The sequence below is a fragment of the Fodinicurvata sediminis DSM 21159 genome (genome assembly GCF_000420625.1).
GTDB lineage: Bacteria > Pseudomonadota > Alphaproteobacteria > Kiloniellales > DSM-21159 > Fodinicurvata > Fodinicurvata sediminis.
Window position 1 is genome coordinate 551309 of record NZ_ATVH01000013.1, and the last position, 19185, is coordinate 570493.

Genomic DNA, 19185 nt, shown 5'->3' on the forward strand with positions numbered 1-19185 from the left:
ACTGCCCCGTCCGGCTCCCGCCTATTCGGCCACCTGCGGATGCACTTGGCCGGCCTCCTCGCCGTCCTCCACACCCAGGAAACCACCGGACTGGCGTTTCCACAGCTCGGCATAAAGGCCGCCGCGGTGCAGCAGTTCCTTGTGGGTGCCCGTCTCCACGATCCGGCCCTCGTCCAGCACCACCAGCCGGTCGAGCACGGCGATGGTGGAGAGCCGATGGGCGATGGCGAGCACGGTCTTCCGCTCCATCAGGGCATAGAGCTGCTCCTGGATCGTCCCTTCGACCTCCGAATCGAGCGCCGAGGTCGCCTCGTCGAGAACCAGGATCGGGGCGTCCTTCAGCAGCACCCGCGCGATGGCGATGCGCTGCCGCTGACCGCCGGACAGCTTGACGCCGCGTTCGCCGGCGTGGGCTTCCAGGCCCTGCCGGCCCTTGTTGTCCCGCAGCCCGTCCACGAACTCGAGGGCTTGGGCACGGCGCAGGGCGTCGCGCACTTCGTCGTCGCTGGCGTCGGGCCGGCCATAGCGCACGTTCTCGCGGATCGAGCGATGCAGCAGCGAGGCATCCTGGCTGACCATGCCGATCTGCCGGCGCAGGGACTCCTGGGTCACCTGGGCGATGTCCTGGCCGTCGATCTCGATCCGCCCTGCCTCGAGATCGTAGAAGCGCAGCAACAGGTTCACCAGCGTCGACTTGCCGGCCCCGGAGCGCCCCACCAGGCCGACCTTCTCGCCGGGCCTTATGTCCAGCGAAAGTCCCTCGATCACGCGGTTTTCCTGGCCGCCGCGGAGGTCCCCGTGTTGGAAGCCTCCGTAATGGAAGCCGATGTCCCGGAAGGCGATTTCCCCGTGGGGAACCTCGAGTTCATGCGCCTCGCTGGGGTCCGTTACGGCCCGCGGCCGGGCGATGGTGTTGATGCCGTCCTGCACGGTCCCGATGTTCTCGAACAGGCTGGCAACCTCCCACAGGATCCAGTCGGACATGCTGCGGATGCGCATCACCAGGGCGATGGACACGGCGATCGCCCCCAGCGAGATCGCCGCGTTCTGCCAGGCGAGTATGGCAACCCCGGCGACCGAAGCCAGCAGCAGGGCATTGACCGTCTGCAGACAGACGGTCAGCAGGGTGACGAGCCGCATCTGGCGATGCACGGTATCGAGGAATCCGCTCATCGCACCGCGCGCATAATCCTGTTCGCGCCGGCTGTGCGCAAAGAGCTTGATGGTCTGGATATTGGTGTAGCTGTCCACCACCCGCCCGGTCATCATGGCACGGGCATCGGACTGGGCCATGGAGATGTCCCGCAGCCGCGGCACGAAGTAGACCAGGATGAACAGATAGGCCAGAAGCCAGCCCAACAGCGGCACCAGCAGCCAGGGGTCGGCGCCGCCCATCATGATCATGGCGCCGGTGAAATAGACGACGACATAGACCAGCACGTCCATCAGCCGCATCACCGTCTGGCGGAGGGCGAGCGAGGTCTGCATCACCTTCTGCGAGACCCGGCCGGCGAACTCGTTCTGGAAGAAGGAAAGGCTCTGTCCCAGCAGGTAGCGATGGGCCAGCCAGCGCGTGATCATGGGATAATTGCCGAAGATCGTCTGATGCACCAGCAGCGACTGGGCGAGCACCACCAGCGGAAAGCCGACCACGACCAGCAGAGCCATTCCGGCAAGTCCGAGCCCGTGCTCGGTGAAGAAGCCCTCGCGCTCCGCGTTCGACAGCCAGTCCACCAGCGAGCCCATGTAGCCGATGAAAACCACCTCGATCACCGAGATGATGGCCGTCAGGACCGACATCACCGCCAGGAAGGGCAGCACCGGACGTGAATAGTGCAGGATGAAGGCCATCAGCTGCCGCGGCGGCGGTGAGGGTTCGCGCCGGGGAAAGGGATCGATCAGGTTTTCGAAGTAGCGGAACATGCGGCTCACCGGCGGGCTGGAAAACGGAGTGCGCTGGCGCAGAGGCCAAGCTGTGCGAAGGAGCGGAACCATAGGACCTCAAGTATACCTGAGGTCAAGCCGGGAAAAATGGAAGGGGTTTTGACCGGCAGGCCGCGCTTCAGGCCTTGCGCAGCAGGAAGACGCCGTCCTGGCCGCAGAGGTTGGCGGTGTGCAGCGAGCGGATTGGCCTGGGGCGCAGGGCCGCGCCCACGGTATAGGCTTCCTCGATCACCACGCCGCAGGCCATGCAGAGCTCGACGAAGTCGCGGATGGTGCAGAGGTGGATGTTCGGGGTCTCGTACCAGGGTTCGGGCAGCAGCGGCGTGTCCGGCATGCGCCCGTTGAACATCAGGGACAGGCGGATGCGCCAGTAGCCGAAGTTGGGGAAGGAGACCACGGCATAGCTGCCGATGCGCACCAGCTGGCGCAGCACGGCGCGCGGATCCCGGGTTGCCTGCAGCGTCTTGGAGAGCACCACGTAGTCGAAACCGCCTTCGGGGTAGGTGTTCAGGTCGCTGTCGGCGTCGCCCTGCACCACCGACAGGCCCTGGGTCACGCTGGCGTTCACGCCTTCCTGGCTCAGTTCCATGCCGCGCCCGATGACGCCCTTCTCCTCCACCAAATAGGACAGAAGCAGGCCGTCACCGCAGCCGATATCCAGGACGCGACTGCCGTCGTCGATCATGTCGGCGATCAGCTGCAGGTCGGGACGGATCGTCCGGCTGTGCTGGGCTTCGGGGTGCTGGGCAGACATGGTGAGGTTCGCGGGGTCCTTCTTGGGGCGCTTGACGGGCTTCACGTGAGGGGTTTCGGGGGCTCAGCTGATCCGTCCGGCATCCGAGGTGCCGTCTTCGGATGGCAGGGGTTTCAGATCGGCCGTGGGCAGACCCAGCTGCTCGGCGAAACCGTTGAGAAAGCCGTTCAGCGTCTCGTGGAACTCCGGCTCGTTGAGCAGGAAGGCGTCATGGCCCTTGTCGCTCTCGATCTCCACGAAACTGACGTCTGCCGTGGCGGCATTGAGGGCATGGACGATCTTGCGGGCCTCGGGCGTGGGGAACAGCCAGTCGCTGGTGAAGGAAATCACGCAGAAGCGCACCGGCGATCCGCGGAAGGCATTGGCCAGCACGCCGCTGAAATCGGCGCCCAGGTCGAAGTAGTCCATGGCGCGCGTGATGTAGAGGTAGGAGTTGGCATCGAAACGTTCGACGAAGCTGGCGCCCTGGTAGCGCAGGTAGCTTTCCACCTGGAAGTCGGCCTCCAGGCCGTAGGACAGCTCGCCCCGATTCTGCAGGCGGCGGCCGAACTTGCGGTGCAGCGCCTGTTCCGAAAGGTAGGTGACATGCGCCGTCATGCGGGCGACCGCCAGGCCGCGGCGCGGGATCTTGCCACTGTCCTGGTAGCGGCCTTCGTCCCAGTCCGGGTCGGCCATGATCGCCTGCCGGCCCACCTCGTGGAAGGCGATGTTCTGGGCCGAGTGATAGGGCGCGGTGGCGATCGGCACCGCCGCCCCGATGCGCTCGGGAAACTTCGAGGCCCACTCCAGCACCTGCATGCCGCCCATGGAGCCGCCGACCACGGCGAACAGCCGGTCGATGCCCAGATGGTCCATCAGGCGCTTCTGGGCATGAACCATGTCGGAGATGGTGATGAAGGGGAAGTCCAGGCCCCAGGCCTTGCCGGTGGCGGGGTTGACCTCCTTGGGTCCGGTGCTGCCCAGGCAGCCGCCCAGGACGTTCGAACAGATGACGAAGTAGCGCTCGGTGTCCAGCGGCCGACCGGGGCCGATCATCACTTCCCACCAGCCGGGCTTGCCGGTCAGGGGATGGGTTTCGGAGGCGAACTGGTCGCCGGTCAGCGCGTGACAGACCAGGATGGCGTTGGACTTGTCGGCGTTGAGTTCGCCATAGGTCTGGTAGGCAATGGCGAACTGCTCGAGGGTTTCGCCGCAGTCGAGGGCCAGGGGGCCCTCATCGCCCAGCTCGACCCGATGGCCCGGCAGGCTGCGCAGAAGATCCGGCGATTTCGGGGCTGTACCCGTCATGCGTCTGTCAATCCGGCAAGGCTGTGATGGCGTCATGCGAATGGCTCCGCGCGGACAGGCCGCACGAAGGGCCTGACACTAAGCAGGTGAGAGGCCGCTCCTGTCAATGCCCTGTTGCGGGCGACGGCCTTGCAGGTTCATCATGTCGTTTCCTTTGATTTTAACGGTTCTTGCGACTATTCCTAGGCGCCTTTCCTTCACCTTTCAGGAAGCGAAGACCAACGACCATGGCCCAGGGTGACTTTTCTCTCGAAGAGCTGCGCGACGAGATCGACCGGATCGACGACGCCCTGCACGACCTGCTGATGCGCCGCACCGAGATTTCGCGTCAGGTGCGCCATGCCAAGGGCGACGTGCCGGCGGTAATCCGACCGGCACGCGAGGTCCAGGTCCTGCGCCGCCTGCTGTCGCGCCATGCCGGCTCGCTGCCCGGCGCGGTCCTGGTGCGCATCTGGCGCGAGATCTTCTCGGATTCGCTGGCCCAACAGGGCCCCTTTTCCGTGGCCGTGGTGAACGACGGCGCGGATGTCGCACTAACGGGTCTGGCCCGCGATCACTTCGGCGTGCTGGCCCCGATCCAGGAGCACAGCTCGGCGCTGAGGGTGGTGAATGCCGTGGCCGAGGGCGAAGCCTCCGTGGGCCTGGTGCCGCCGCCGGAACACGAATCCGACGATCCCTGGTGGCGCTATCTGGCGCGCCAGGATGACGACGTGCCCCGGATCATCGCGCGCCTGCCACTGGCTGCCGCCGCCACGCCCGCCAACCCCGCGGGGCAGAGCGGCCTGATGATCGGCCTGGCACCGCCGGAATCCTCGGGCGAGGACGCCAGCTACCTGATCGTCGAGACGCAGAGTCACATGAGCCGCAGCGCCCTGAAGGAACTGTTCGAGAAAAGCGGGCTTTCGCCGCGCAACATCCATGTTCAGCGCAACGCAAGCACGTCAGACGGCGACGGCCTGTTGATGGTGGAGCTGCCCGGCTTCGTCACCGACGACGACGAGCGCCTGAAGACCCTGCTGGAAACCCAGAGCGATCGCCTGAACGGCCTCTGGGTGGCCGGGTCCTATCCCCTGCCCTTTCAAGCGCCGCCGCTCACCGATCCACGTGCCGCCCTCAAGGAACGGGACAAGACCTGATGGCCTCAAGCAACCCGACCGACTCCACAGCCGCCACCCTTACTGCACCTGCTGCCAAGCCCTCCATCTATGACATCGCCCCCTATGTCGGTGGCGCTTCGTCCATCGAGGGGGTCGAGAAGGTCTCGCGCCTGGCCTCCAACGAAAACCCGCTGGGTCCCGGCGCACAGGCCCTGGACGCCTACCAAGCTGCGGGCGACAGCCTGTTCCGCTATCCCGACGGCGGGGCCGTGGAGCTGCGTCGGGCCATTGCCGAGGTGCACGGCCTGCCCATGGAGCAGATCGTCTGCAGCGCCGGGTCCGACGAGATGATCGCGCTGCTGGTGCGCGCCTATGCCGGGCCGGGGGACGAGGTGCTCTACAGCGAGCACGGCTTCCTGATGTATCCCATCACCGCCCGGGCCCAGGGGGCAACGCCAGTCACCGCGCCCGAGCACAACCTTCGCGCCGACGTGGACGCGCTGCTGGCCGCGGTGACGCCGCGCACGCGCATCGTCTTCCTGGCCAATCCCAACAATCCCACCGGCAGCTACCTGACCCGCGACGAGCTGGCACGCCTGGCCCGCGAACTGCCGGACGATGTGCTGCTGGTAATCGACGCCGCCTATGCCGAGTACGTGGAGGCCGACGACTACATCACCGGCAACGAACTGGTGGACGACCACCCCAAGGTCGTGGTGACTCGCACCTTCTCGAAGATCTATGGCCTGGCCGCCCTGCGCCTGGGCTGGGCCTATGCGGCGCCCGAGGTGGTGGACGTCCTCAACCGCGTGCGCGGGCCCTTCAACGTTTCGGCCGCCGCCCAGATCGCGGGTGCGGCCGCCGTGCGCGACCAGGACCATGTGGCGCACTCGCGGGCCCACAACAGGCAGTGGCGCGACTGGTTCACCGCACAGCTGGCGCGCCTCAACCTGCGGGCCGAGCCCAGTGTCGCCAACTTCGTCATCGTGCGTTTCGCCGATGCCGAGGACGCGGCTGCCTACCTGAAGCGCCACGGCATCCTGGTGCGCCAGATGGCGGCCTATGGCCTGCCCCATCACCTGCGTATCACTATCGGCACCGAAGAGGACATGCGCGCCGTGGTCGCTGCGCTGTCGGACTATCAGCAATGACGGCACCCCTGTTTGGCAAGGTCACGCTGCTCGGTGTCGGCCTGATCGGCTCGTCCCTGGCGCGTGCCCTGCATCGCCACGGCCTGGCGGAGGAGATCGTCGGCCATGCCCGCAGCGAGGAAGGCTGCGTGCGCCTGCTGGAGCTGGAGCTCTGCGACAGCGCCCACAGCGATCCGGCGGAAGCCGTGCAGGACGCCGACCTGGTGATCCTCTGCGTGCCGGTCAGCGCCAATGCAGAGCTGGCCGAGGCGATGGCCCCCGGCCTGAAGCGCGGCGCCATCGTCAGCGACGTGGGTTCGGTCAAGCAGGCGGTGATCCGTGACGTGGATCCCTTCCTGCCCGAGGGGGTGCACTTCATTCCCGGCCATCCCATCGCCGGCACCGAACACAGCGGCCCCGAGGCCGGCTTTGCCGAGCTGTTCGAGAATCGCTACGTCATCCTGACGCCGCCGCCGGGTGCCGACGAGGCGGCGCTGGAGAAGGTGACCCGGCTCTGGCAGGCCTGTGGCTCCACCGTCGAGGTCATGAACCCGGCCCACCACGACAAGGTGCTGGCGGTCACCTCGCACCTGCCGCACCTGATCGCCTATACCATCGTCGGCACGGCGGCGAACCTGGAGGAGAGCGAGCGGCGCGAGGTGGTCAAGTATTCGGCCAGTGGTTTCCGCGACTTCACCCGCATCGCCGCCTCGGACCCCATCATGTGGCGCGACATCTTCCTGAACAACCGCGAGGCGGTGCTGGAGATGCTTCAGCGCTTCAGCGAGGACATCACCGCCCTGCAGCGGGCGATCCGCTGGGGCGAGGGCGAAACGCTGGAGTCGCTCTTCCGCCACACCCGCGAGATCCGCCGCGGCGTGGTGGAGCTGGGCCAGGCCGGCACCTTCGACCCGCGCGAGCCCGAGAAGGCCGATCCAGGCGGGCCCAAGGATACAGGTGGGCCCAAAGATACAGGTGAGCAGGGCGATACAGGTGAGCGGGCCGAGTCAGGGGGGAAGATCAGAAAAGAGGAGTGAGCGGGAACAGCGGCACGGGGCCCAGGTGGAACATGCCGTCCTGGGCCGACAGCGGCAGTTCCACCACCCTTCGCCCGCTTTCTCCGTCGCTCTGCGAGGCTGCCAGGGCGCCGGCCTTCAGGATCGGGGCCAGGCCGTCATCCAGGATCTCCTGCTCCACCAGCAGGTCGATGGTATCCTCCAGCCCGGCCACCCGCGCCGTGCCGGCGCCTTCGGGCCTGAGCTGCGAATCGAGCGCCAGGGTCGCCGCTCCGCGCAGGTCCAGCGGCCCCCAGGTCAGCGCCAGTTCCTCAAGCTCCAGTATGCCGCCGGCCTCGCGCCATCGTCGTGCCGCCTGTTCCGGCGGGCCCGGCGGGGGCGGTTCGCTCAGGTGGCCGCTGGCCGCGAAGAGCGCCACCTTCCGACCCAGCGGCGGGTCGCTGGCGCTGGGCAGTTCCAGTGCCTCCAGCCGGGCGCGATAGGGCAGGCTGGCCGCATCTTCCTGCGCCGCGTCCCCCTGCGATTCGGGTGCCAGGCTGCCGTAATCCACGGCCAGGGCGTCGGCGGCCACGCTGCCCTCGAACAGGCCGACCAGGGCCAGGCCTTTCAGGCGCAGTTGCAGGCCCTCGACACGGCCGTCGCGTGCTAGCGCCACCAGGGCGTGGCCTTGGGCCGCAGCCAGTTCGATGCTGGGCAGGCCGCTGTCCGGCGGCGGGTGGAAGCGTTGCGTGCCGGGGAAGGACAGGCGCAGCTGCTGCGGCGCCCAGACGGCGGCCTCGCCGGTCAGGACGGGCGCTTCCCAGCGCGCGCCCCGGGCATCGCTGATCCGTGGGCCCTCGGCCTGCAGGCGCAGGTGCAGGGGAAAGCCGGAAATGCTGCGGCTGGCGGTTTCGATCACACGGCCTTCCGCCTCCTGCCGCGCGATCCAGGCGTCCAGTTCGGACTCCAGGCGCTGGGCCGACCAGAACCAGAAGCCGCTCCACAGCAGGGCCAGCACCCCAAGGGCGAGAAGAAGGCGAAGAGTCCAACGCATGCCGGCAATCTTATGGGGCCCGACCCGGCGGGCCAAGCCCCCTGTTGCGTATGTCGGCGCCACCGGCATTTCCCTGGCCCAACCGTTTCTGCCGGTGCTTCGACAGGGCTCAGCAATAAGGGCTTCAGGGGCGTTCTGCGGGCGCTCCTACAATTGCTGCATCAGGCGGTGCAGGCTTCGGTCGGGGATACCCAGTTCATCCAGGTGGGCGACGGTGTTGGCCAGGTAGTCGCGGCAGGGGCCGCGGCGGCCTTCGCCGCAGCGGATCAGCTGCAGGGTCTGCTCGAAGTTCAGGTGGCCGGCATACTGCGGATGCTTCGGGTCGGCAATGAAGCAGAGGGCGGGCACCGGGCCCTGGTCGGTGCGGTTGTTCAGCCACTTCCAGCGATAGGCGCCGGTGACCATTTCGCGCTCCCAGAGATAGTCCAGGGCTTCGCGCGCCCGTTCCGGCGTCACGCGATAGGCGATGCCGCGGCAGGCACCGCCCCGATCCAGGCCCAGGACCAGGCCGGGATTGTCCGGCGTGCCGCGATAGCGCGTGGAATAGATGCAGAAGCGCCGGTGATAGCCGCGCAGCAAGGCCTCGCGTCGCTCGGCGAAATCGAACTCCGGATTCCACATCAGCGAGCCGTAACCGAAGACCCAGAAGCCCGCATCCACCGGCAGCTGCGGCTTCTCGCGGTGAACGACGTCATCGGGACCGAAGGTGGGACTGGGCGTGGCCCCAGAGGGGGCAGCAGGGTGATCCGTTCTCATATTCGCCATGCTAACGCGTCGCGGCATGGACGGCAAAGCCCTGCAATAGCAGAAGCGCCGACACAGCCTCTACCAGGTTCTGCACCACTGGATGATCCTTCGAGGCTTCGTGCTCCGCACTCTGGATGGGGTTTTTGTCTGTTTTCAAATCACTGGCCTCCTCATGGTGTGAGGCGCGCGGCCCGAAGGGCCAAGCCTCGAACCATCATGCTGAGGGCCACCCCCTAAACCTCGGGATAGCCGAAGTCGGACAGGAAGGGGCGGACCTGCTCGAGGACCGGGCTCAGATGATCGCGGTAGCGTTCCCAGCGATAGCGGGCGCGGTCATAGAGGCCTTCGGTCACCTGGCTGTAGCTGGGGGTGTCGATGCGCTGGCGCTTGCGGGCGGTCTCGGCGAAGTTGCGCACGCGGTCGTCCCAGTCCAGTTCCAGGAACTTCAGCAGCTGGCCCACCGTACCGTCGAAGTCGTCGATCAGGTCCTCGTAACGCAGGGCATGGACGTCCAGCGGCAGCACTTCGCGGAAACGGCGATAGAGCGTCATGGTCTCGGCATAGAAGCGCCCCGTTTCCTCCAGGTCGGTGAAGTGCGCCATGGCGTCGTTCAGATCGAAGTTCTGCATATAGGCGCTGAGGCAGACGTCGCAGGGATGGCGCAGGGCCAGGACGATCTTGGCGTTGGGGTAGAGGCGGTGGATCTCGCCCAGGCGCAGGATGTTGAGCGGCAGTTTGTCCACCGTGCGCGCACCCCCCGAGCGTGCACCCCCCGAGCGCGCATCCGGCGTGTCGGGCAGGCCGGCGGTCAGGGTTTCAAGATAGGCCCCGCGCGCCGCCTCGGCCCCGGCGGCGTCCAGACCTTCCAGGCGGTCCAGCCAGCCAGTGTAGTCGCTCGCCAAAGCCGCCTCGGCGGACAGCAGGGCCTCGACCTCCTCGGCCACGCGCAGGCGCGGGTGGCTTTCCAGCACATGGTGCAGCAGCGTGGTGCCCGAACGCGGGAAGCCCACCAGGAAGACCGGGCTGTCCTCGGCCGCCGGCGCGGGAACCGATGTCCAGTCGGCCACCCGCTCGGGCGTTATGCGTTCGGCCAGCGCCGCCATGCGCCGGCGGGTGATACCGCGGGATCCGGGCGCCGTAAAGCGCTGCGCGGCCAGCGTCTGCGCCAGGCGATTGCCGGCATGATAGGCCGCCATCGCGGCGTCGGGCTGGTTCTGCCGGTCGAACAGGCGCCCCTGTTCGAAATGCCAGTCCAGGCGCAGGGGCAGGGGACCGTCCTCCGGCGCCGTCACGCCGCTGAAGCGCGCTGCGGCCGCCTCCGCGCGGCCTAGCCGGCGCTCGGCCTTGGCGGCGGCCAGGCGCAGCCAGGGATGTTCCGGCGCCTGTTCCAGGCCGGCCTCGGCTTCGGTTAGGGCGTCCTCCAGGCGGCTGGCGTGCTCCAGGATCAGGGCCAGGTTGGCGCGTGCATCCACGTCCTGCGGGTTCAGCTCCAGCGCCCGGCGGCAGGCGGCCTCGGCCTCGTCGGGCCGGCCCAGCTGGTTCAGCAGGCTGCCCAGGTTGCTCCAGGCGTCGGCGAAGGCGCCGTCGATTTCCAGCGCCAGGCGCAGGGATTCGCCGGCGGGCTCCAGTTCGCCCGTGCCCACCTGGGACATGGCCTGGTTGTAGTGACAGCGCGCCAGGTTGTGCCGCGCCTGGGCGTGGTCGGGCTGCCGCTTCAGCAGTTTGCGATAGCTGGCGATGGCGGCGTTGAATTTCTGCTGCCAGGCCTGGGCATTGGCCAGCTGCAGCAGGACGTCGGCACGCTCCGGCGCCAGCTTCAGCGCCTTGCGGCAGGCGCGCTCGCCGGCTTCGCCCTCGCCCAGCGCGGTGCGGCAGGCGCCCAGCAGGGCCAGCGCCTCGGCGTCGCGCGGCGCCAGTTGAACCGCCTTTTCCAGCGCTTCGGCGGCGGGCTGCAGCTGGCCGGCGGCATAGAGGATCTTGCCCAGGTCGCGCTGGGCCGGGGCATGGCGCGGCTTTGCCTTCAGGGCGCGGCCGACCAGTTCTGCCGCCGCCTGGTGCTCGCCGGCCTGGGCCGCCAGCAGGCCCAGGTTGTGCAGGGCCTGGGCATTGTCGGGCTGGCGCTGCAGCACGGCCTGATAGCCCTGCTGCGCGGCCGCCAGGTTGCCGCTCTGATGCGCCGCCAGCGCCTGGGACAACCCCTTGTCCATTTGGGGATCGTTGCCGCCAGCGGTCGTCTGTCCGCCACTGCCGCCACGGGCTTGCGCCCGCCGTTCCTTGCGATTCATGGCCGTGCGCCACTCCTGCCGAAGTTTGTCCTGTTCCACGCCTGTTTAACAGCCGGCAGGCGTCCTGCACAGCCCTGCGGGTGCTTGACAAGACCGGGCGGGCGGCTTTCGCTCATAGCGCCAACAAAGACATAACCGGGAAGACAGATCACGATGAATGAAGACCTGCGGGCGAATGAAGAGCTGCGTGCCGCGGCACGGGACCACATGATCCGCTATGGCGGCGATCGTTTCGAGAACCTCTTTACCCGCGCCCAGGGCGCGACGGTCTGGGACGACACGGGCCGCGAGATCCTGGATTTCACCTCGGGCCAGATGTGCGCCACCATCGGCCACAACCATCCGGCCATCCTGAAAGCCTTGCAGGAAGCGGGCGAGGAGGCCCTGCATCTCTTCAGCGGCATGGTGCCCGAATCCGCCGCCGAGCTGTCCCTGCGCCTGGCCCGGGACTGGATGCCGGCGCCGCTGACACGCTCGCTGCTGATCAACACCGGTAGCGAGAGCAACGAGGCCGCCCTGCGCCTGGCCAAGCTCTATACCGGCGGCTACGAGGTCATCGCCATCGGCGGCTCCTGGCACGGGGTAACGGGCGCGGCCTCGTCGGTGTCCTTCGCCAGCGACCGAAAGGGCTACGGCCCCGGCGTGCCGGGTGTCTTCCCGGTTCCCGAGCCCAACGCCTATCGACCCTGGATCTCGGGTCACTCGGAGGAGGAGGCGGCGCTGGAAGCGCTGGAGCTGGGGCTGAAGATGTTCGACATGCAGTCCGCCGGCGCCCCGGCCGCCATCATCGTCGAGCCGGTGATCAGCGCCGGCGGCGTGCTGGTGCCGCCCAAGAGCTACCTGCAGGCCCTGCGCAAGGCGGCGGACGAGCGCGGCATGCTGCTGATCTTCGACGAGGCCCAGACCGCCTTCGGCCGCATCGGGGCGAAGACCGGCGCCGAACACTTCGGGGTCACGCCCGACATCATGACGGTCTCCAAGACCCTGGGCGGCGGCCTGCCGCTGGCCGCCACCATCACCAGCGATGCCGTGGAAGCGCGCGCCCACGAACGCGGCTTCACCTACTACACCAGCCATGTCTCGGACCCTCTGCCCGCCGCCGTAGGCCTGGCGGTGCTGAAGACCCTGCAGGAGGAACAGCTGATCGAACGCGCACGCACCACCGGTGCTTACCTGCGCGAACAACTGGAGGCCCTGCAGCAGCGCTATCAGGCCATCGGCGACGTCCGCGGCCTGGGCCTGCTGCTGGGCGTCGAGCTGGTGCAGGACCGGGACAGCCGCACGCCGCACCACGAGTTGGGCGCGCTCACCACAAAGCGCTGCTTCGAACTGGGGCTCAGCATGAACATCCGCCGCCGCCCCGAACGCGGCGCCGTCTGGCGCATCGCCCCGCCGCTGACCGTCACCCACGCGGAAATCGACCGCGCCGTCGCCATCCTGGACCAGGCGCTGGGCGAAAGCCTGGACGAACTGGCGCGCCGGAAGGGGTGAAGCGCAAGCGCCTCTATATGACTTACTGAAATATAATAACCCTCATCCTCAGGAGCAGGGCCTCGAAGGAGCCTGCCCAGGCTGCGGCGCTGGCGTTCTTCCCGGCCCAAACGCCTGCACCTGGCTGCTTCGAGGCTTTGCCTTCGGCAAAGCGCCTCAGCATGAGGGAATTTTTCACTGGCCGTGGGGCTGAAGACCTTCCCTGTTGAATTACAGCCTGCACCCCCTTCGCCTCAATGTGAGGGTAGGTTTAAGCGGTTGATATTATTGCAAACCTCATCTTGAGGTGCGAACGCAGTGAGCCTCGAAAGATCAGCGGCCTGCACTGGCGTTTTTCCATCAGGATCCAAAGGCAGAAAGCCTCAGAAATTCAGCTGAATCCCCAGCAGCCCGGCCGCACCTTCGCCGTCATAGTCGTCGTCCAGTTTCCCTTTGTCATAATCGACGTACTGTGCGGACCCCACAATGTCGGCCCCCGGAGCCAAAGAATAGCGGGCGCCGAAGTCGAACATCCACATCTGGCGTTCGGCCCCGGCGGTTTCCCGGGTCCAGCCGAAGCTTGGGCCAACGGTCCAGGGGCCGGTGCTATAGGTCAGGCCGGCGTTCACGTCATGCTGGTTCTTCATGCCCTGGACGACAGGCGTCGGCCCCCTGAGGTTCCCGGGATACTGACTGGGGCTACCGTGGCTGTCGAACTTGTAGCTGGCGCCCACATCGAAGTCCCCGTATCCCAGATTAAGCCCGGTCGAATAGACATAGCGGCGCCGGTCGTCCGCCGTCGTCTGCCCCGCCGTCCGCGCCGTGCCGAATCCGCCGGACCAGTCCAGGTCGAACTTGCCGAAGGATTGGCTGTAGTTCAGGCCCGTTTCGACGATCTCCGTATAGGCCGTATCGTCAAGGGACGAACTGTCGGTGACGAAACGCTGGTCCGAACCGGCCTGCGCCCTTGCGCCCGTATCGGGCGCAAAGCTGATGCCCGCCTGCAGGCCGGAATAGCGCGGCGTCATATAGGTCAGCATCAATTCCTGGTTGGCGATATAGGGCGCGGCCGTGGCATAAGGCAGGCCGTTCAGGCTGGCGACCCCTTCCTGATGGTCGGCGAAGTCGATGCCCCAGCCGGCCGTGGGGGTCCAGGAATACAGGCGGTACATGGCCGAACGGTCCGCGCCGAAATGAAGGCGCCCGAACCCGCCCGCCGCATAGACATAGGCGGCATCGGTATTGAAGTTGTCCTGGAATTCATACTCGCTTACGAATCCAAGCTCCAGGCCGTTGTCCAGGGTCTGTGCCCCGGTAAGGCTGTAGATCCCGTATTGGTTGAAATCATAAGCGCGAATATTCGCCTTGGTGCCTGTGGCATCGACCACAGGGTCATCCTGGCTGCGTGCGATGGCCAGCGCATTGTAAAACCCGCCGATCTGCAAGCGGAACCCAGAACTTTCGGAAGGGCTCACTGCCAGAACAGGAATGGCAGCAAGCGCCCCACCGGTAAGGGCCAGCCCCCCGGCAGCCATGGATCTTGTCTTCATGTGCGACTCGCGAACCCGCAGGTGACTCTCATTCACTATGATGTACTTCAGAATCGCACTGTCGCACAAGAGAAAGGGCGGCCCGACTAGACCGCCCTTCCCTTGATTTCCGGTAGATCCCCGCCAGGGAAGTTTCCCTTTACGGTTCTTCAAGGCTGACGCCTTAGAAGTTCAACTGGATACCGAACATGCCGGCAAAGCCATCACCGCTGAAATCACTTTCATCGGCATTTGGTATGTTCTTGCCCAGATCACCCGCATCATAATCGACATACTTGATGGAGCCGACCAGATCGGCACCCGGGGCCAAGGCATAGCGCGCACCCATATCGACGTAGCGCACTTCACGCTCGTAGCCAGCGGATTCCTTGGTCCAGCCGAAGCTGGGTCCAACGGTCCAGGGGCCAGCGGTATAAGTGATTCCCGCATTGACGTTATGGATGTTCTTCATGCCCCATCCATAGCCGGCATCATTGATGCCCCCGGAATAGCCGCTCGTACGGATGTTGTTCCCGATGACGTCACCACTGCTTCCATGGGTATCGAACTTGTAGCTGGCACCGATATCAAAGCCGCCGAATCCAACGTTCAAGGCCGTCGAATAGAGATAACGACGGCGATCATCGATCGTCGGGTGTTCCTGCGCCAGGCGCGCCGTCCCAAAGCCACCGGACCATCCAAGGTCAAAGCCATCGAAGGATTGGCTGAAATTCAGTCCGGCCTCTATGATGTTTTCGAAGGTCGTGTTCCCAAGCGCGGTCGTATCTGTAATGAACCGCTGGTCAGACCCAGCTTGCGCACGCGGCCCGGTGTCGGGCGCAAAAGAGACGCCGGCCTGAATGCCTGAGAAACGCGGCGTGATGTAGGTCAACATCAGTTCGTTGTTGGCAATGTAAGGTGCTGACGTCGGATACTTCAAACCGTTCAGGCTGGCGACACCATCATCGTGGCCGGTGAAATCGACACCCCAACCGGCCGTCGGCGTCCATTCATAGAGCCGATACATGGCCGAACGGTCGGCACCGAAGTGAACGCGGCCGAAGCCGCCCGAGGCATAAACATAAGCCCGATCGGTAGAGAAGCTGTTCGTGATCTCGTGCTGACTCTCGAAACCCAACTCCAGGCCGTTGTCCAAAGTCTGTGAGCCCTGGATGATATAGCGGCCGCGCTGGTTGAAATCGTAATTCCGAATGTTGCCCTTGGTCACGCCGTTGACAACGAAGTCGGAGTTTTCCGTGGTTCCATTCACCGGATCGTCCTGGTCGCGGACGATCGCCAGGGCGTTGTAGAAACCGCCGATCTTGAGCTGGAAGCCCTCACCGGCATGGTCGTCGGCGGCGGCCGGCGCGGCGGCAAAGGCGCCACCGGAGACAGCGAGCGCCGTCGCTGCCATCAAACATCTTTTCATCTGCATCCCCCTTATGTGCTCGAAATGCTTCGAATCTCCCGAGAAAGGCTCAGGCCTTTCCAACAGAACCTAGTGAGCAACTATATCTGCCCTCATAGTATCTGTCCGAATGGAGACTGAAACATTCACAGATTTTCGCCGTCAAACTAGACATGAGATGGTCAGGGGAAAGTCTTGGGATTCATTGCATGTGTGCCACAGTCAGACGCCTAAGAGAAAAGCAAAGGAACCAGACAGCGGCTCCGCTCAAGAAGCAATGGTCATGGAAAACGCGCCACCCGGAATCAGAAAAGGGCGGCCCGACTGGACCGCCCTCTCCCTGATTTCCGGTAGATCCCCGCTGGGAAAGTTCCCCTTTGCGGATCAGAAGGCTGACGCCTTAGAAGTTCAGCTGGATACCGAACATGCCGGCAACGCCGTCGCCGCTGAAGTCATTGTCATCGGTCAGGTCATCCATGTCACCGCCGTCATAGTCGACGTACTGGATGGAACCAACCAGATCGGCACCAGGTGCCAGAGCATAGCGGGCGCCGAAGTCGACCAGCCTGGTCTCACGCTCGGCGCCTGCGGATTCCTTGGTCCAGCCGAAGCTTGGGCCAAAGGTCCAGGGACCGGTGGTATAGGTGATCCCGGCGTTAACATTGTGGATGTTTTTCATGCCCAACGGACTCCAATCGACATTGTTGTCGTTGAGGAATGTCTCAATGGCACCATCAATGTTGCGGATGTTGCTACCCACGAAGTTGCCGCTGCTGCCGTGCGTGTCGAACTTGTAGGCAACACCCACGTCCAAGCCACCGAAGCCAAGGTTGACGGCCGTGGAGTAAAGGTAACGGCGACGGTCATCCAGGCGGTCGTTGTCCTGAGCTAGGCGCGCCGTGCCGAAACCACCGGACCAACCCAGATCGAAGCCATCGAAAGACTGGCTGTAGTTCAGGCCCATCTCTACGATGTTCTCGTAATCCGTGCCACCCAGCGCGGTGGTGTCGGTGATGAAGCGCTGGTCGCCACCGGCCTGGGCCCGCGGGCCATTGTCAGGAGCGAAGGAGATACCGGCCTGGATGCCCGAGAAGCGCGGGGTGATGTAGGTCAGCATCAGTTCGTTGTTGGCGATGTAGGGCGCCGAGGTCGGATAGCCGAGGCCGTTCAGGCTGGCGACACCATCGTCATGGCCGGTAAAGTCGATGCCCCAGCCGGCGGTCGGGGTCCACTCGTACAGGCGATACATGGCCGAACGATCGGCACCGAAGTGCACGCGACCGAAGCCACCGGATGCATAGACATAGGCACGGTCGGTGGAGAAGCTGGCCGTGATCTCATGCTGGGAAGTAAAACCCAGCTCCAGTCCGTTGTCCAGCGTCTGCGAGCCGTCGATGATGTAACGGCCGCGCTGGCTGAAGTCGAAGTTGCGGATGTTGGTTTCACCCAGCATGGAATCGCCGTCCACGTCGGGATCAGGGTCGATCAACTTCACCGGATCGTCCTGGTCACGAACGATCGCCAGGGCGTTGTAGAAACCACCGATCTTGAGCTGGAAGCCCTCACCGGCGTGGTCGTCAGCGGCGGCCGGCGCGGCGGCAAAGGCGCCACCGGAGACGGCGAGAGCTGTCGCTGCCATCAAAAACTTTTTCATGGTGTTATCCCCCTCATCTGCTAGGGAGACCCGCCTTTGCGGCCCTGAAGCCAAAACCACGCGGCGGATCGAATTGTTGAACAAGGAAGCTGGGCCAAGACCCCGTTTCCAAGAGTGATAAAACATTAACCTGCTGTAAGGGTCAATCGGCCAGAGCTCCTGGCGTGACGGATTTGCACAGCTGTTGCTTAAAGAACACAGGCGCCAGGTGAAGAATTTCTGCCAACCTGTTGATTTTATGCGACTTTCCGGGGTTCTGTGCCCTGTGACGCTTTTGCGTCTCCGGGGCCGCGCCGCCCTGTCACCTCCGTGCCACAGGCGTCTGCCACGTCCCTTCGCTTGATGCGTGGTCGAATCGTCTCGCCACAAAGGGAAGGGCGAGACAGCCAAGGGGATTGTATTGAAGTGCGGGACGCGGGGGGAGCGTTGACGGCCACTGAGCGATCCGGGCCGATGGATGCGGGAAAACGTGCCAACCGCCCGCCGGTGCAGGCCGCAGTGTCTGATAAAATGAGAGTCTGGGAAAATGTGAGCCTGGGAGAATGCCAGTGGTGCCGCCGCTGCCAACCTGTTTCGAGGGGCCGCTGCCGCGGCCCACCTTGTATTAATCAAACATCGCGAAGTTCTGCTATAGAGGACTTTGTGGTCACGGAGGGGAGCTCGAAGGCACCTGGGGTGTTTGAGCCCGTTGTTGAGCGTGATGCCCCCTCCGTTTGTTCCTTGACCCCGGACAGTCGCATGGGCCGCGTAGCGAGCCCGCATTTGCAAGGAAGGGAGGCGGGACGGATGTTTGTCGGAATTGATGTATCCAAGGAGCGCCTGGACGTGCATCTACGTCCGAGCGGGGAGGCTTTCGTTGTCCCGCGGGACAACGAAAGTGTCGAGGTTCTGGCTGAGCGCCTGCAGGCGTTGCAGCCGGCGTTGATCGTACTGGAGGCCACGGGCGGTTTCGAGACCGTGGCGGCGGCCGGGCTGGCTGCGGCGGGCCTGCCGGTGGCGGTGGTGAACCCGCGGCAGATCCGGGACTTTGCCCGGGCTATGGGACAGCTGGCCAAGACCGATCCGTTGGATGCGGCGGTTATCGCCCACTTTGCCGAGGCGGTGCATCCCCACCCCCGGCCGATTGCCGACGGTGCGGCGCGCATGCTGGGCGAGCTGGTCGCTCGCCGGCGCCAGGTCCTCGAGATGATGGTGTCCGAAAAGATGCGCCGGAGTCACATGAGCAATCCCAGAACCCTGCGCTCCGTGAAAGCGGTGCTCAAGGTCCTGGAGGCCCAGCTCAAGGACATTGATGGAGAGATCTCCACCACCATCCGCAACACGCCGGCCTGGCGCGAGAAGGATGACCTGCTGCAAAGCATGCCCGGGATTGGCCCCAAGACGGCCCGGGTCCTGATCGCCGAGCTGCCGGAGCTGGGGCGTCTGGACCGCCGGAGCATCTCAGCCCTGAGCGGTTTGGCGCCGTTCCCGCGGGACAGCGGCAGGATGCGCGGACGCCGGACAATCTGCGGCGGCCGCAGGGCCGTGCGCCAGGCTCTGTTCATGGCTGTCCTGGTCTCTATCCGCTACAGCCTGCCAATAGCCGAAACCTACCATCGCCTCCTGGTAGCCGGAAAGAAACCCAAGGTCGCCATCACCGCCTGCATGCGCAAGATGCTCGTCATCCTCAACGCCATCATCAGGGACCAGAAACCATGGCAAAACGCTTGACCCCATCAACAGTCGCTCAACATGAGGCGAAGGGGGTGCAGGCTGCAATTCAACAGGGAAGGTCTTCAGCCCCACGGCCAGTGAAAAGTTACATCATCCCTCAGCATGAAGTTTATAATAA

General features: G+C 65.2%; 15 protein-coding genes. 5 read left to right on the forward strand and 10 right to left on the reverse strand.

Annotated features, from left to right (window positions below):
• Positions 1–21: 21 nt before the first annotated feature.
• From G502_RS0107645 to metX, 3 genes are all read right to left on the reverse strand, one after another.
• Complete coding sequence (locus G502_RS0107645) at positions 22–1923, reverse strand: ABC transporter ATP-binding protein (protein WP_022728076.1); 1902 nt, start codon at positions 1921–1923, stop codon at positions 22–24.
• A gap of 139 nt (positions 1924–2062) precedes the next feature.
• Complete coding sequence (metW, locus tag G502_RS0107650; RefSeq protein WP_322098876.1) at positions 2063–2743, reverse strand: methionine biosynthesis protein MetW; 681 nt, start codon at positions 2741–2743, stop codon at positions 2063–2065.
• An 18-nt stretch (positions 2744–2761) separates the two neighbouring features.
• A complete protein-coding gene (gene metX / locus G502_RS19225; RefSeq protein ID WP_022728078.1) occupies positions 2762–3985 on the reverse strand; it encodes a homoserine O-acetyltransferase MetX in 1224 nt (407 codons plus the stop codon).
• Between the two features lie 227 nt (positions 3986–4212).
• Between metX and G502_RS21370 the strand changes: the two genes are divergently transcribed.
• The 3 genes from G502_RS21370 to G502_RS19235 are packed head-to-tail and all read left to right on the forward strand — an operon-like array spanning position 4213 to position 7249.
• Positions 4213–5121 carry a chorismate mutase gene (locus G502_RS21370; protein ID WP_022728079.1) on the forward strand — a complete coding sequence of 303 codons (909 nt, stop codon included), beginning with the start codon at positions 4213–4215 and terminating at the stop codon, positions 5119–5121.
• Complete coding sequence (gene hisC, locus G502_RS0107665) at positions 5121–6233, forward strand: histidinol-phosphate transaminase (protein ID WP_022728080.1); 1113 nt, start codon at positions 5121–5123, stop codon at positions 6231–6233. The genes G502_RS21370 and hisC overlap by 1 nt, the downstream gene beginning before the upstream one ends.
• Entirely contained in the window at positions 6230–7249 is a 1020-nt protein-coding gene (locus G502_RS19235) for a prephenate/arogenate dehydrogenase family protein (RefSeq protein WP_022728081.1), read from the forward strand. Before hisC ends, G502_RS19235 begins: the two co-directional genes overlap by 4 nt.
• Here the strand turns inward: G502_RS19235 and G502_RS0107675 are convergent.
• From G502_RS0107675 to G502_RS0107690, 4 genes are all read right to left on the reverse strand, one after another.
• Positions 7233–8261 (reverse strand): DUF2125 domain-containing protein, encoded by a 1029-nt coding sequence (locus G502_RS0107675; RefSeq protein ID WP_162140957.1) that lies wholly within the window; start codon positions 8259–8261, stop codon positions 7233–7235. The two genes, G502_RS19235 and G502_RS0107675, sit on opposite strands and share 17 nt — an antisense overlap.
• 147 nt (positions 8262–8408) lie before the next feature.
• Positions 8409–9017 (reverse strand): gamma-glutamylcyclotransferase, encoded by a 609-nt coding sequence (locus G502_RS0107680; RefSeq protein WP_081649729.1) that lies wholly within the window; start codon positions 9015–9017, stop codon positions 8409–8411.
• A gap of 10 nt (positions 9018–9027) precedes the next feature.
• Positions 9028–9165, reverse strand: a complete 138-nt coding sequence (locus tag G502_RS22240) for a hypothetical protein (RefSeq protein WP_022728084.1) — start codon at positions 9163–9165, stop codon at positions 9028–9030.
• A 76-nt stretch (positions 9166–9241) separates the two neighbouring features.
• Positions 9242–11293, reverse strand: coding sequence for a tetratricopeptide repeat-containing sulfotransferase family protein (locus tag G502_RS0107690; protein WP_155957810.1), 2052 nt, complete (start codon positions 11291–11293; stop codon positions 9242–9244).
• Between the two features lie 153 nt (positions 11294–11446).
• Here G502_RS0107690 and G502_RS0107695 point away from each other — a divergent pair, with 153 nt between their 5' ends.
• On the forward strand, positions 11447–12784 hold the full coding sequence (locus G502_RS0107695; protein WP_022728086.1) for an aspartate aminotransferase family protein: 1338 nt from the start codon (positions 11447–11449) through the stop codon (positions 12782–12784).
• A 362-nt stretch (positions 12785–13146) separates the two neighbouring features.
• Here the strand turns inward: G502_RS0107695 and G502_RS0107705 are convergent, their stop codons facing one another.
• The 3 genes from G502_RS0107705 to G502_RS22390 form a co-directional block, all read right to left on the reverse strand.
• Positions 13147–14313 carry a porin gene (locus tag G502_RS0107705; RefSeq protein WP_155957811.1) on the reverse strand — a complete coding sequence of 389 codons (1167 nt, stop codon included), beginning with the start codon at positions 14311–14313 and terminating at the stop codon, positions 13147–13149.
• A 163-nt stretch (positions 14314–14476) separates the two neighbouring features.
• The gene (locus G502_RS0107710; RefSeq protein ID WP_162140958.1) at positions 14477–15721 is read right to left on the reverse strand and encodes a porin; all 1245 of its coding nucleotides are present in this window, start codon (positions 15719–15721) and stop codon (positions 14477–14479) included.
• 379 nt (positions 15722–16100) lie between these two features.
• Complete coding sequence (locus G502_RS22390) at positions 16101–17354, reverse strand: porin (RefSeq protein WP_022728090.1); 1254 nt, start codon at positions 17352–17354, stop codon at positions 16101–16103.
• 786 nt (positions 17355–18140) lie between these two features.
• On the opposite strand from G502_RS22390, the gene G502_RS0107720 reads away from it, so the two are divergent.
• Complete coding sequence (locus tag G502_RS0107720; RefSeq protein ID WP_022728091.1) at positions 18141–19064, forward strand: IS110 family RNA-guided transposase; 924 nt, start codon at positions 18141–18143, stop codon at positions 19062–19064.
• Positions 19065–19185 lie beyond the last annotated feature (121 nt).